Origin of the sequence: Sulfitobacter dubius (assembly GCF_900113435.1) — a bacterium.
Taxonomy (GTDB): Bacteria; Pseudomonadota; Alphaproteobacteria; order Rhodobacterales; family Rhodobacteraceae; genus Sulfitobacter; species Sulfitobacter dubius.
Genome location: NZ_FOPG01000003.1, coordinates 324,383 through 336,427, shown reverse-complemented (window position 1 = coordinate 336,427; position 12,045 = coordinate 324,383). Strand labels below are relative to the sequence as shown.

The window sequence follows — 12,045 nt, the reverse complement described above, 5'->3', positions numbered from 1 at the left end:
ATGCGAGCCAGTCGTACATCCTTATCGCGTTTTTTCAGCCACCATTCCCTGGCTGTTGAGCAGAGAAGCCTGCCATTGTTGCATAGCCTTTGACGATGCTCTCTCTGTCGGCAACACTCAAGATATCATTGATGTTATCAAAACCTGCAGGCTTGAGTCGCTCAACTTCATCAATCACCCGCTCCGGGCCTCCGATGCGGTTTGTTCTCACAATTTCGGCGGTCTTGGGCAAACGTTCCAACTCATAGCGGTACAAAGCTTCGCGCGGGTGTTCGGCTTTTGCCAGTTGATCCGCCAGACAGCGCGCATCCAAAATCGCCTGCGCGGCACCATTTGATCCAACCGGATACATCGGATGCGCGGCATCCCCGAGCAGGGTCACGCGCCCATGCGTCCAACGCGGCAACGGATCGCGGTCCGCCATTGGATATTCAAAAATTGAACCGCTTGCTCGCACAAGCGCCTCAACGTCCATTCCCGGCACGTGAAAGCGCTTTGCATAGGGCAGCACCTTTGCCAACGGTGCCATTTTCGACCAACTTTCAGGCGGCGGTGGGGAAACACTTGCATCTGCCATGCGGATGTTCACCACCCAGTTCATCAGCTGACGGCCATCCTTGGCTGGTGCGATCGGATAGAGAACAAGTTTACCCCCCAGCCCGCCAGCAATCGCCATTGTCTCCCCGTCCTCCCAAACCGGCCATTCAGCGGCGCCGCGCCACATGACCACCCCCGCCCAGCTGGGAGGGCCTTCGCTTGGGTAAAATTGGCGGCGTCCCACACTGTGAATGCCGTCTGCACAGATAAGCACTTCGCCACGCAACGTGCGCGAAGAACACCCGTCATGCGCATCTGTGAAATGCGCGCTGACACCTGCATCATCTTGCACGAAACCAGCCAGACGCAGCCCTGTTTGTACCGCCTCCGGCCCCATACGTTCGATCACCGCATCGAGCAGCAGTTTTTGCAACCGCCCGCGATGGATCGAAAACTGGGGGTGCTCATGACCTGCATGTATGCCGCGCAATTCGCGCCACACTTCTTGGCCCGTTCGGGTAAGATAACGCAGCTCGCGCGTGCGCAGCCCCACCTCGTCCAGCCGTGACAACAGACCAAGCTCGGTAAGCTCGGCGATTGAATGAGGCAAGGTGTTGATGCCAACACCCACTTCGCGCACCTGTGTGGCCTGCTCGATCACCTGTGATTTGATGCCGCGCTGGTGCAACATCAGCGCGGCGGTCAGCCCGCCAATGCCAGCGCCTGCAATCAGTATAGTCATGCGCTATCTCCCTCCTCGTCGGGGGGCGGCAGGAAATCAATCGCATGGGCCGCTGACACCGCAACAACATCCGCTGGATTGGCGTCAGGGCCCAAATTGTTCAATGCCCAGAACAGATCATAAAGCCGTAAGGACGGGGTCACCCAGAACAATGTTTTGACCGCACTAGGCGTCTTGTTGAAGATGCCATGCGGAATACCGCGCGGGAGTTTTACAAGGTCACCCGGCTCGGCGATCATTTCCAAGCCATCAAGCAGGATATCAAATTTACCCTCAAGAATATAAAGGAATTCATCCTGTTCGGGGTGGATGTGAGGCGGCACAAATGTCCCCGGCGGCAATGTTGCATGCCATGAAAAACAATCCTCCGTCAGTTGCTTGGGAACGTAAATCTGCCCAAGGATATTCCATCGAATAGCATCCATACTGTCTTGGGATTTAACAATGCCAGCTTCCATTTCTGTCATGTGTCGGTTCCTTTAAGTTTTGCGCTGCCTAGGAAAGCGTCAGTAATTGGCGTGTTTCGCAGTTTGAGGCCCTCAAGAACTGTGAAGTGATTATGCGAGCCCTCTATGTGATGCCGCGCTGCGACGCCCAGACCTTGCCACATCATGGGCAATAGACTGGTTTGCCGGATGAATTCAGGCCGCTCGCCCCCGCCCACCCAGCAGGTCAACGTACCCGCGCAAACGGGATCACGCAGCACGGCACTTTCGGCGCGCGCCTCCTGTGCATCAAGTTTCAGCGTCTCATTCATCTTCGTGTGCATCAAAGGGCGCAAATCATGGAGCCCGCTGATCGACAACGTATGCTTAATGCGCGCCTGCACTTCCGGCTCGAGGGGGCAGTCATCGCACAGCATCCGCGTCGCCAGATGCCCGCCCGCTGAATGCCCGGCCAGATGGATCGGCCCGTCCACGCGCGCGGCAGCCACGGTAATCGCCCGGCCAATTTCGCGGGTGATCTGCGCAATTCGGGCCTGCGGGGTTAATGTATAGCTAGGGATGCACACGGCCCACCCCGCAGCTCGCATTCCTTCCGCAAAGTCCGTCCAGTGAGATTTATTCAAGCGCATCCAAAATCCGCCATGCACAAAAACTGCAAGACCTTTCGGAGCGCCGTCGGGCCAGACGATATCAAGCTTCTGACGTGGCTCATCGCCGTAAGGGATGTCTTCCTCTAGCCGCCGATCCGACAATTCCGCGCGATAACTTGCGGCGCGGTTTGCCCAAAAATCCGGCAACAAATGAGAATTTTCCACATATGCCATATTGGCAAAAGCATCATCCCAATCCATTGACTGCATTGTTTAACCCTGCTCTGGCGCATCAGGAGGCGGCAGGAAATCGACCTCATACAGCGCCGAAATCCGCACCAGTTCCGCAGGATCAGTGACACCGTCCAACTCAATAAAAAGCTCGTAAAGCTTACGGGAGGGGGCCACCCCAAAGATGCAGTTGGCAGGCTTGCCAGAACGGTTGAATATGCCATGCGCTTCGCCGCGGGGCATTTTTATCGTGTCGCCCGGCCCGGCTTTATGCAGCTCCGGCCCAAACTCAATTTCAAGGTCACCCTCAAGCACATAGATCCATTCATCTTGATGGGGATGGATGTGTGGCGGCACAAAACTGTCGGCAGGAAGCGCGGCATGCCAAACAAATGTCTCCTCGCTATAGAGCTTTGGAACATAGGTTTGCCCTACGACATTCCAGCTATGATCGTTCAATCCACGATTGGCTTTGGTGACAGCGTTTTTCATCTTGATACCCCGTTTTGGTGAAACTTTTTACAGACACTGCACCAGAAGGTGCCAAACCGGTTATCCAGAAAACGAACGTAAGTTTGCGCCGGATGCTTTAAGCTTGAAATAACCATGGTTCTCTCTAGCCTGCATCTAAGGAGTATAATCGATCATCATGTCACTGCACCGCCAGTCATACTTTTCAAACCATCCTGTCTTGCGCACGCGCGATCTTGACGAGGCGCGCTTTAAAGTGTCGCAAAGGTTCTGCGATCACCGGTTGGATGTGAGCAATCGCAATTCACAGCTTTCAGTGACCCACAACGCAGTGCGCGGGCAGCATTTATCGGTGAATTATCTATCTTACGGAGCCGAGGTCACCGTTGATCCGGGCGAATTGGGCTCTTTCTATTTGTTCCAGATGCCATTGTCGGGCAAAGCCAGCGTCGCGCACCGGGGCGACGAGATGACTGCGCATGTCGGCGTGGGGACGATTTTGAACCCTGACCGCTCTGCGCTTTTGCGGTGGGGGGAAAGCTGTCAAAAGCTCTTGTTCCAGATCGATAGTGCACATCTTGAGACCGTTGCCCGCAATCTCACAGGGGCACCGCCTCCCGGCCCGATTCGCTTTGATATGAAGGTCGATTTCACACGACCCAACGGTAAAAAACTGCAACGCGCCTTTGCCGCATGCGCGGCTGCGATTGAAAACGGCGGGCTGTTTCAGCGCCCCCTTTCGGGCATGGACCTGCAGGTTGAGCACGATTTGGTTTATGCGTTACTGACACTCCAACGGAGCAATATTTCTCATATAATTGCCCGATCCGACGGCGGCACCAGACCCCGCGACATCCGCCATGCGCTCGAGTTCATGCATGCCAACCTAGCCGAACAGATCACAGTGCTTGATATCGCAGCCGCTGCCGAAGTGAATGTCCGTACGCTGCAAAAATCGTTTCTGCGGGTTTTCCAAAAGACACCGATGCAGGTCTTGCGCGACACCCGATTGGACGCGGCGCATTACCTGCTCCATGCCCGGCGTGACGTGCCCAGCGTTTCCGAAGCCGCCTATTCTTGCGGCTTCTCGCACATGGGTCGCTTTGCATCCTACTACCGCACTCGATTTGGCCACACGCCTTGTAAGCGCATGTGAACTGGGACGCGCAGTCAGTGACCGCTGGGAGGGAAACACAGCGCATTCCCTAGCCCTGTCCGCCGTCAAGGTTTTGGGGACCAATGGCGGCCGACACTAAGAGAGAGTTCGGCTCATCTGATTGGTTTGACTATGCGGGGCGTTGTCTGTGATGCAAGCGCCGCGTTTCGAGCGTCTTACGTTTAATCCTTTCCCCAAGTTTAGAACGGCTTTGTCGCACCATCGAAACTCTGTCGCCTTGCCGCTCCCTATGCGCCGCTTGCAGACCACAAACCGAATTGCATGAAACTAAATACCTGCAAGCAAGCGAATTTGATTTAGAACGGAAAGTCTGCACCAAACCACGATGCGGTCGACAGGATCGATGCATTTGACCTATGTAACTGAGTACACGGATTAGAGCAGCGCGCAGTTTGTATCAGGGCTTTGCGACCGGCGACACCAACGGAACTTTCAACCGCACGACCAACCCCCGATCCTGCGGCAACAGCTCGACGTCACCACCGTGACGGCGCAGGACATCCTGAACGATGGCAAGCCCAAGCCCGCTGCCCTCCCCTTCGCTCAATTGACCGAACCGTTGAAACGCGGCCTGCGTGCTGTCTTTGGGGATGCCGATGCCGTCATCTTGTACGGTCAGCACCGCATACCCCGTCTCGGCCACGGTGCTCACGCGGATCGCGGAGAGGCCTGGACCCCCATGGGACAGCGCGTTTTCAACTAGATTGGTGATCGCCTCACCCAGCAGCACGCTATCACCATTCACCGGTAACGGGGCAGGATATGGCTCGAAGCCAAAGCCAATGTCCCGCGACAGGACCGTCGGGGCAAAGTCACTGCAGACTTCGGCAGCGACAGCGTTGAGCTCTAGCGCGTCGAATGTTGGTGCCTCGTCGTAACGCAACCGTTCAAGAGACAACAACTGATTGGCGAGCCGCGCCGATTTACGTGCGGCGGCAATCAATTCGCGTTCGCGCAGGCGACGCTCTTGCGGGTCGCTGACATCCGGCAAAACCTCGGCCAATGACAAAAGTGCGGAGGCGGGGTTGCGCAGCTGATGCGCGGCGTTGGAGATAAAGACCTGATGGTCCTCAATGCTCTGGCGCACCTGCCCGAAAAGCCGGTTCAATGTGGCGACAATACCAAAGACTTCAGCCGGGACCGGGCGGCGGATATCGCGCAGGTCATCGGGGGATCGGTGTTGGATCGCATCTTGCAAATCGTTCAAGGGGCGCAGGCCGATCTTCACCCCGAACCAGACCACCAAAGCAAGGGCCGCCATCAGACTGGCGATTAACGCCGCCGCGCGGCGCGCCAAGGCGGCGGCGAAAGCATTGCGATCACTGTCCCTTTGCCAGACCGTGACAATCGTATCGTCCGTCAGGTTGCCGATGGTCGTGCTCTCTCGCATCCGCAAAACCCGCACAGGCTCGCCCCGATACTCAGCCATCGTGTAGTTCAGCATCTCCTCGCCCGTTCGGCCGCCGGAAACGGGCGGATAGGCATAGCCGGTGATGTAAATGCCCCCGGGACCCGTGACGTGGTAAAAAAGCTCACCGCCCCCGGCATCCGAGACGAAATCCCGCGTGCTGGGCGAAAGCGCATCCCCACCAGAAATCGCCACATCGCGTGAGATCGCCAAAGCTGCGGCCAGCAGGCTACGGTCAAACAGGGTTTCAGAGGTGCGCTGCGCCACTTCGAAGCGCCAAAACCCCAGAACGATCGAAAGCAGCAGCAGCGGCGGCAGGATCAACATGAAAAGCCGAGAGCGCAGCGACATCGAGGTCATGCGCTGTCGACTTCAAGCATATAGCCCAGCCCACGGGCGGCTTTGATGCGGATGCCGAAAGGCTCCAACCGTTTGCGAAGACGCGACACATGCGGCTCGATGGCGCTGTCTTCCTGCTCGGCCCCGGTGCCGTAGACATGGGTGATCAACTGGGATTTCGACACGATGCGGCCACGCCGTTCCAGCAGGCATTCCAAGGTCGCCAGTTCTTTACGAGGGAACGCCAAGGGCTGTTCGTCCTTCAACAACTGGCGGTTGGTTCGGTCAAAGACCAAGGGGCCGAGCGCGTCGCGGGAGGCGAACTCAAGGTTCTTGCGCCGCGCCATGGCCCGCAATCGCGCCTCCAACTCATCCATCTCGAAGGGCTTGGTCAGATAATCATCGGCCCCGGCATCCAGCCCGGCCACCCGCTCTGAAGTCTCCGCCCGCGCGGTCAGCAGGATCACTGGGGTGCCATCGCCGCGGCGGCGCAGACGGCTCAGAACTTCCAGCCCGTCACAACCGGGCAAGTTACAGTCCAGCACGATCAGGTCAGCCCCCTCATGTCGCAAGAAAATGTCAGCATCTTCCCCGTCATGCAGCAGGTCCACCGCATGGCCCCGATCGCGCAAGCGATGGGCAATTCCCTGTGCCAGAGCCTCATTGTCTTCGATGACTGCAATGCGCATGATTAAAACTTAATCCTGATGCGCAAGTTTCGCGCAAGGTTGGAAAGGCAGTGTGCCCGTGTTGGAGGAGGGATTCGTTCCCTGAAACAAATACGAATTACGGCAGGCGTGAAAGTCTGACCGATACAGAATGTCTACGGGAGGACACCAATGACTATCAAGTATTTCGCCGCAACCGCTGCATCCGCCGCCTGCCTCGCCGCCCCGGCGCTGGCCGAGGTCGACTTTGCAGGCAAGACAATCGAGTGGGTCATCCCCTTCTCGGAAACGGGGGGATCGGCTAAATGGGCCAACTTCTTTGCGCCGCTCCTGTCCGAGGAACTTCCGGGCAACCCCACCGTCGTGGTCAAATTCATGCCGGGCGCGGGTTCAACCAAAGGTGCCAACTGGTTCCAAGAGCAAGAGCATGACGAGGGCACGGTTCTTTTCGGCACCTCCGGCTCGACCCAGTTCCCCTATTTGCTCGACGATCCGCGTGTGCGCTATGAGTACAGCGACTGGAAGCCTGTCATGGCATCGGGCACCGGGGGCGTCGCCTATCTGAACCCCTCGGACGGCGAAAAATTCGACGGCACCGCCAATAACCTTAAAGACGTCAACTTCATCTACGGTTCGCAGGGGGCCACGCGCCTTGACCTCGTGCCGCTGCTGGCATGGGAGATGCTGGGCATGAATGTCGAGCCGGTCTTTGGCATCAAGGGCCGTGGCGATGGCCGTCTTATGTTTGAACGCGGCGAGGCCACGATCGACTACCAGACCTCGTCGAGCTACCTCGGTGCCTCTGCCGATCTGGTCGAAAAGGGTCAAGCCGTGCCGATGATGACATGGGGCGCGCTGGACGAAGGCGGCAACATCGTTCGCGACCCCACCTTCCCCGACATCCTGACCTTTAAGGAAGTCTGCGAAGCCACTGAAGGCTGCGCCACCGAAGGTGAGGCTTGGGACGCGTGGAAAGCCTTCTTTATCGCAGGTTTTCCGGTGCAAAAGATCGCCTTTCTGCCCGCAGGGACGCCCGATGACGTGATCGAGACCTACACGGCAGCCTTCGACGCGGTGCGCAACCGCGAAGATTTCGCCCAAATCGCCGAGAAACGCGTCGGGAAATACCCCGTCTTCGTAGGTGAAGGCGCAGCCAAGGCAACACAGCGCGGCACGACCGTCTCTGCAGAGGCGAAAGCCTTCGTAACGAACTGGCTGCAAGAAGCCTATGGCGTTTCGCTGAAGTAAGCGGAACCCTCTCGGCCCCGGGCGCGCCCCGGGGCCACCCCCTCCCTTTAATCTAACATTTCGAGGTCGGTGCGATGGATCTGTTCGCAACCGCTCTGCCTGCGCTTGGCCAGGCATGGGCTCTAATTTTGCAACCTATAGTACTGGGATATCTGGTGTTGGGCGTCGTCATGGGCCTGGCTGTCGGCGTCTTTCCCGGCCTCGGTGGGATCGCGGGATTGTCTCTGCTCTTGCCCTTCATGTTCGGCATGGACCCGGTGCTGGGTCTGGCGCTGATGATTGGCATGGTCGCCGTGGTGCCAACCTCTGACACCTTTGCCTCGGTCCTGATGGGCATCCCCGGGTCTTCGGCCAGCCAAGCCACGGTGCTCGATGGCTTTCCGATGGCCAAGAAAGGCCAAGCCGCGCGGGCGCTATCTGCGGCCTTTACCTCTTCGCTTTTCGGCGGGCTGGTCGGCGCGGCTTTCCTGACGTTGTTCATCGTTGTTGCGCGTCCCATCGTGCTGTCCTTCGGCCTGCCCGAGATGCTGATGATCTCGATCCTCGGCCTGTCGATGGTCGCGGTGTTGGCCGGGCGCGTGGCGCTCAAAGGTCTGGCGGCCGCGGGCCTCGGCCTGCTCATCGGCACCATCGGTGAGGCTGATGCGGGCGGCTCCCTGCGGATGGCGACCTATGACATCCCCTACCTCACGGACGGCTTGAAACTGGTGATCGTGGGCCTTGGCATCTTTGCCGTACCAGAAATCGTTTCGCTTCTGCGCCAAGACCGGGCGATTTCCAAAGAAGCCAAACTCGGCGCGGGCTGGGGCGAAGGCGTGCGTGACTGGGTTGCCAACAAATGGCTGTCGGTGCGCTGCTCGTTGATCGGCGTGGTCGTGGGCGTTATCCCCGGGCTTGGTGGCTCGGTCGTGGACTGGATTGCCTATGGGCACGCGGTTCAAACGACGAAAGACAAATCGAACTTCGGCAAGGGCGAAGTGCGTGGCGTGATCGGGCCGGAAAGCTCGAACAACGCGAAAGAGGGCGGCGGCTTGGTCCCTACCCTGCTGTTCGGCATTCCCGGCTCTGGCTCCATGGCGATCTTCATCGGGGCTATCGCCTTGCTGGGTTCCGGCGAGATCGAAGTCGGCCCCTCGATGCTGCGCGACAACCTCGACATCACCTATTCGATTGTCTGGCTGCTGGCGCTGGCCAATGTCGTCGGCACGCTGCTGTGCATCGCGGCCTCGGGCGGAATCGCCAAGCTGACCACGATCCGCTTCACCTACCTCGCGCCTTTCCTCTTTATGCTGATCTCCTTCGCGGCGTTCCAGTCCGGGCAGAACTTCGAAGACATCCTCGCGCTCTTCCTGATCGGGCTGATCGGCATCTTCCTGCGCCGCTTTGACTGGTCGCGCCCGGCTTTCCTCATCGGTTTCGTGCTGTCCAACCCGGTCGAGAAATTCTCGAACCAAGCGTTTCAGATCGCGTCTTTCCGGTTCCGCAAATCCTTTGAGGAAGGCATGGATTATATCTTCTCCCCTATCGTCATCGTGCTGCTGATCATCACCGTGGTCTCGGTCGTGCTGGGCCTGCGCCAGGCCAAGTCGATCATGGCCGAAGGCGATGTGCAGTCCGGCTCAAAACGCGCGCCGCTGGTCTTTTTGCTGATCATCATGGGCTACGTGGTGGCCGCGCTGATCAATGCCTCGCTGATCCCTGACTACAACATGACCGACAAGATCGTGCCACTGGTTGTGGGGGGCATCGCCTTGGCCGCACTGCTGATCTTGCTGGTGCAGATGATCCTGCGCCCCGAACGCGATCCGATCTTTGCCGACAAGGAAGTCTCGGGCGAGGACGCGGATGCGCCCTATGGCCTCTGGAGCACGCTGGCGTGGTTCGTGGGGCTGATCGTCGCCACATACTTCGTCGGCTTCATCCTCGCGCTCTTGGGTTTTTTGATCAGCTTCCTGCGGGTTCGTGCACAGGCGCATTGGCCGAAAACCCTGATCCTGACGGCCTGCGGCATCGCGCTGATGTGCGTCATGGCCGGTGCGCTCAACCGTGATTTCCCGCCGGGTCTGCTGCAAGGCGCAGTCGATCTGCCCTGGCCGCTGAACTGAGGAGTTTAGAGATGACACAGACAGCTATCCCCTATCTCTTCATGCGCGGCGGCACCTCGCGGGGGCCATACTTCAACCGCGCGGATCTGCCCCAAGACCGCGAAACCCTCGCCGAAGTGCTGCTCGCTGTGGTGGGCTCCGGCCATCCGCTCAACATCGATGGCATCGGCGGCGGCGCGGCGGTCACCACCAAGGTCGCAATGCTATCGCCTTCAGACGACAGTTGGGCCGATGTGGACTATTTCTTCGCCCAAGTCTCGGTCGAGGATCGGCTGGTCGACTTCAAACCGACCTGTGGAAACATCCTGTCGGGTGTTGGCCCTGCGGCGGTGGAATTGGGCCTCGTCCAGCCCACCGGCGATGTAACGGATGTCAAAATCCACGCCGTCAACACCGGGGCCAAGGTGCTCTCCAAAGTTCTGACCCCCGGCGGCGTGCTCACCTATGACGGCGACACCGAGATCGCGGGCGTGCCCGGCACCGGAGCGGCCGTGGCGCTGAACTTCATGGGCGTCGTCGGCTCTTCGACCGGGGCGTTTTTGCCCACGGGCAAGATCCGAGATACCTTTGACGGGATCGAAGTCACCTGCATGGATGTGGCCATGCCGATGGTCATCGCCCGCGCGGCGGACTTTGGCCTGACGGGGTATGAAAGCGTCGCCGAACTCGACGCGAACAAAGGTTTCTTCGCGCGGATGGAGGCAATTCGCCTTCAGGCCGGGGCCGCTATGGGCATGGGAGACGTGTCGAAATCCGTCACGCCCAAGTTCGGCTTGCTGGCCCCTGCCCGCGAGGGCGGCACCATCGCGACACGCTATTTCATGCCGTGGAACACGCACCCCTCCATGGCGGTGACCGGGGCGCAATGCCTCGCGTCCTGCGCGCTCACGCCCGGCAGTGTGGCCGATGGCCTGTTGGAACGCCCCATTCAAAGCCCCGCCGACGTTGTGCTCGAACATGCCTCTGGCACGATTGACGTGCTGGTGGATTACGACACGTCCGACGGCTTCGCGCTGAACTCTGCCGGTCTGCTGCGGACGGCGCGCAAGCTGGCGGATGGCTGCGTCTTTGTCCCCTCACGCATTTGGGAGGGTCGCTGACATGCCCGTGATGAACCTTCTTGTTGCCTTCAACGGGTCCGACGCCTCCGTCGCCGCGCTGCGCTATGCCGCTTCCCTCGCCAAACAGCGCGGCGCGCATGTCACGGCGATCCTTGCCCATACCGCGCATGAGGTGATCGACCGCCGCTCGCGCTGGATCCCCGAAGAGGCCCGCGCCCTGTTGGAGGCAGCCAATAGCGAAATCTTGGCTGAGGTCACCCGCCGGTTCAAAGAACTCCGCCCCGCCCTCGGTCTGGGCGACGCGCTGGATTTCCGCGAGGAGACCGGCCGCGTCGACATACTGCTTTCCGAAGGCGCGCGGTACTACGACATGCTGATCGTCGGTGCCCGTACCGAGAGTGATGACGCCCATGTGACCCACCACCCGGACCGCATCGCCTTGCAATCTGGGCGTCCTGTGATCGTGGTGCCCGCGGGCTATGACGCAGGCGCGCAGCACAGCCACGCGGCGCTGGCATGGGACGGCGGGCGCGCCGCCGCGCGGGCGCTGTCGGACAGCTTGCGCTTGCTTGAGGCCGATGGCCGGGTCAGCGTGTTGACGGTGGGCAAACGCACCGCTTGGCCGATCGCCGATCTGATGACCCATCTGGACCGCCACGGCGTCGAAGCGGTGCATGAGGACTTTCCGACAACCCATCCGGTGTCACAGACTCTGCTGTCCTATTGCGAGCGCCATGACCCCTCGCTTCTGGTGCTGGGTGCCTATGAGCACTCCAAATTCCGCGAAGATTTCCTTGGTGGCGTGACCGCCGAAGTGCTGGAAAAGATCAAAATCCCCGTTTTGTTGTCCCATTGAGAAGCGAATGATGACCAATTACGAGAAAATCCACACCGCCCGCCGTGATCTTGAGAAACTGCGTGCCGAGTTGATCGCCAGCATCGGCACGCAGAAGGACCGCGACCCCGATCTGCTGATCCTGCATGAGCGGGTCAGCAAAGCGATCAACGCGCTGTCCGCATAG

12 protein-coding genes are annotated in these 12,045 nt (G+C 59.4%); 6 read left to right on the top strand and 6 right to left on the bottom strand.

The window, feature by feature from the left end; translation table 11 throughout:
- Window positions 1-34: 34 nt before the first annotated feature.
- From BM229_RS14085 to BM229_RS14070, 4 genes are read right to left on the bottom strand one after another with little or no spacing between them, the layout of a single operon-like run.
- Window positions 35-1,279 carry a flavin-dependent oxidoreductase gene (locus BM229_RS14085; protein WP_093928274.1) on the bottom strand — a complete coding sequence of 415 codons (1,245 nt, stop codon included), beginning with the start codon at window positions 1,277-1,279 and terminating at the stop codon, window positions 35-37.
- On the bottom strand, window positions 1,276-1,746 hold the full coding sequence (locus tag BM229_RS14080) for a cupin domain-containing protein (RefSeq protein ID WP_093928273.1): 471 nt from the start codon (window positions 1,744-1,746) through the stop codon (window positions 1,276-1,278). Before BM229_RS14080 ends, BM229_RS14085 begins: the two co-directional genes overlap by 4 nt.
- Window positions 1,743-2,576, bottom strand: coding sequence for an alpha/beta hydrolase (locus BM229_RS14075; protein ID WP_244152205.1), 834 nt, complete (start codon window positions 2,574-2,576; stop codon window positions 1,743-1,745). Before BM229_RS14075 ends, BM229_RS14080 begins: the two co-directional genes overlap by 4 nt.
- Window positions 2,577-2,588: 12 nt before the next feature.
- Window positions 2,589-3,038 carry a cupin domain-containing protein gene (locus tag BM229_RS14070; RefSeq protein WP_093928271.1) on the bottom strand — a complete coding sequence of 150 codons (450 nt, stop codon included), beginning with the start codon at window positions 3,036-3,038 and terminating at the stop codon, window positions 2,589-2,591.
- 235 nt (window positions 3,039-3,273) lie between these two features.
- Between BM229_RS14070 and BM229_RS14065 the strand changes: the two genes are divergently transcribed.
- On the top strand, window positions 3,274-4,173 hold the full coding sequence (locus BM229_RS14065; protein WP_244152203.1) for an AraC family transcriptional regulator: 900 nt from the start codon (window positions 3,274-3,276) through the stop codon (window positions 4,171-4,173).
- Window positions 4,174-4,591: 418 nt separating this feature from the next.
- Here BM229_RS14065 and BM229_RS14060 read toward each other — a convergent pair whose 3' ends face one another.
- Complete coding sequence (locus tag BM229_RS14060; protein ID WP_093928269.1) at window positions 4,592-5,962, bottom strand: sensor histidine kinase; 1,371 nt, start codon at window positions 5,960-5,962, stop codon at window positions 4,592-4,594.
- Window positions 5,959-6,630 (bottom strand): response regulator transcription factor, encoded by a 672-nt coding sequence (locus BM229_RS14055; RefSeq protein WP_093928268.1) that lies wholly within the window; start codon window positions 6,628-6,630, stop codon window positions 5,959-5,961. The genes BM229_RS14060 and BM229_RS14055 overlap by 4 nt, the downstream gene beginning before the upstream one ends.
- A gap of 150 nt (window positions 6,631-6,780) precedes the next feature.
- Between BM229_RS14055 and BM229_RS14050 the strand changes: the two genes are divergently transcribed.
- The 5 genes from BM229_RS14050 (at window position 6,781) to BM229_RS18265 (ending at window position 12,045) form a co-directional block, all read left to right on the top strand.
- Window positions 6,781-7,857: a type 2 periplasmic-binding domain-containing protein gene (locus BM229_RS14050; RefSeq protein ID WP_093928267.1), complete on the top strand. Its 1,077-nt coding sequence runs from the start codon at window positions 6,781-6,783 to the stop codon at window positions 7,855-7,857.
- A 74-nt stretch (window positions 7,858-7,931) separates the two neighbouring features.
- On the top strand, window positions 7,932-9,962 hold the full coding sequence (locus BM229_RS14045; RefSeq protein ID WP_093928266.1) for a tripartite tricarboxylate transporter permease: 2,031 nt from the start codon (window positions 7,932-7,934) through the stop codon (window positions 9,960-9,962).
- Window positions 9,963-9,973: 11 nt separating this feature from the next.
- Window positions 9,974-11,062 (top strand): 4-oxalomesaconate tautomerase, encoded by a 1,089-nt coding sequence (locus BM229_RS14040; RefSeq protein WP_093928265.1) that lies wholly within the window; start codon window positions 9,974-9,976, stop codon window positions 11,060-11,062.
- Between the two features lie 10 nt (window positions 11,063-11,072).
- On the top strand, window positions 11,073-11,879 hold the full coding sequence (locus tag BM229_RS14035; RefSeq protein ID WP_244152201.1) for a universal stress protein: 807 nt from the start codon (window positions 11,073-11,075) through the stop codon (window positions 11,877-11,879).
- A gap of 10 nt (window positions 11,880-11,889) precedes the next feature.
- Window positions 11,890-12,045, top strand: coding sequence for a hypothetical protein (locus BM229_RS18265; protein WP_167360250.1), 156 nt, complete (start codon window positions 11,890-11,892; stop codon window positions 12,043-12,045).

Bases quoted from the DNA above. Each gene is read 5' to 3' on its own strand.
- BM229_RS14085 (WP_093928274.1), bottom strand. From the start codon at position 1,279: ATGACTATACTGATTGCAGGCGCTGGCATTGGCGGGCTGACCGCCGCG.
- BM229_RS14080 (WP_093928273.1), bottom strand. From the start codon at position 1,746: ATGACAGAAATGGAAGCTGGCATTGTTAAATCCCAAGACAGTATGGAT.
- BM229_RS14075 (WP_244152205.1), bottom strand. From the start codon at position 2,576: ATGGATTGGGATGATGCTTTTGCCAATATGGCATATGTGGAAAATTCT.
- BM229_RS14070 (WP_093928271.1), bottom strand. From the start codon at position 3,038: ATGAAAAACGCTGTCACCAAAGCCAATCGTGGATTGAACGATCATAGC.
- BM229_RS14060 (WP_093928269.1), bottom strand. From the start codon at position 5,962: ATGACCTCGATGTCGCTGCGCTCTCGGCTTTTCATGTTGATCCTGCCG.
- BM229_RS14055 (WP_093928268.1), bottom strand. From the start codon at position 6,630: ATGCGCATTGCAGTCATCGAAGACAATGAGGCTCTGGCACAGGGAATT.
- BM229_RS14050 (WP_093928267.1), top strand. From the start codon at position 6,781: ATGACTATCAAGTATTTCGCCGCAACCGCTGCATCCGCCGCCTGCCTC.
- BM229_RS14045 (WP_093928266.1), top strand. From the start codon at position 7,932: ATGGATCTGTTCGCAACCGCTCTGCCTGCGCTTGGCCAGGCATGGGCT.
- BM229_RS14040 (WP_093928265.1), top strand. From the start codon at position 9,974: ATGACACAGACAGCTATCCCCTATCTCTTCATGCGCGGCGGCACCTCG.
- BM229_RS14035 (WP_244152201.1), top strand. From the start codon at position 11,073: ATGAACCTTCTTGTTGCCTTCAACGGGTCCGACGCCTCCGTCGCCGCG.
- BM229_RS18265 (WP_167360250.1), top strand. From the start codon at position 11,890: ATGACCAATTACGAGAAAATCCACACCGCCCGCCGTGATCTTGAGAAA.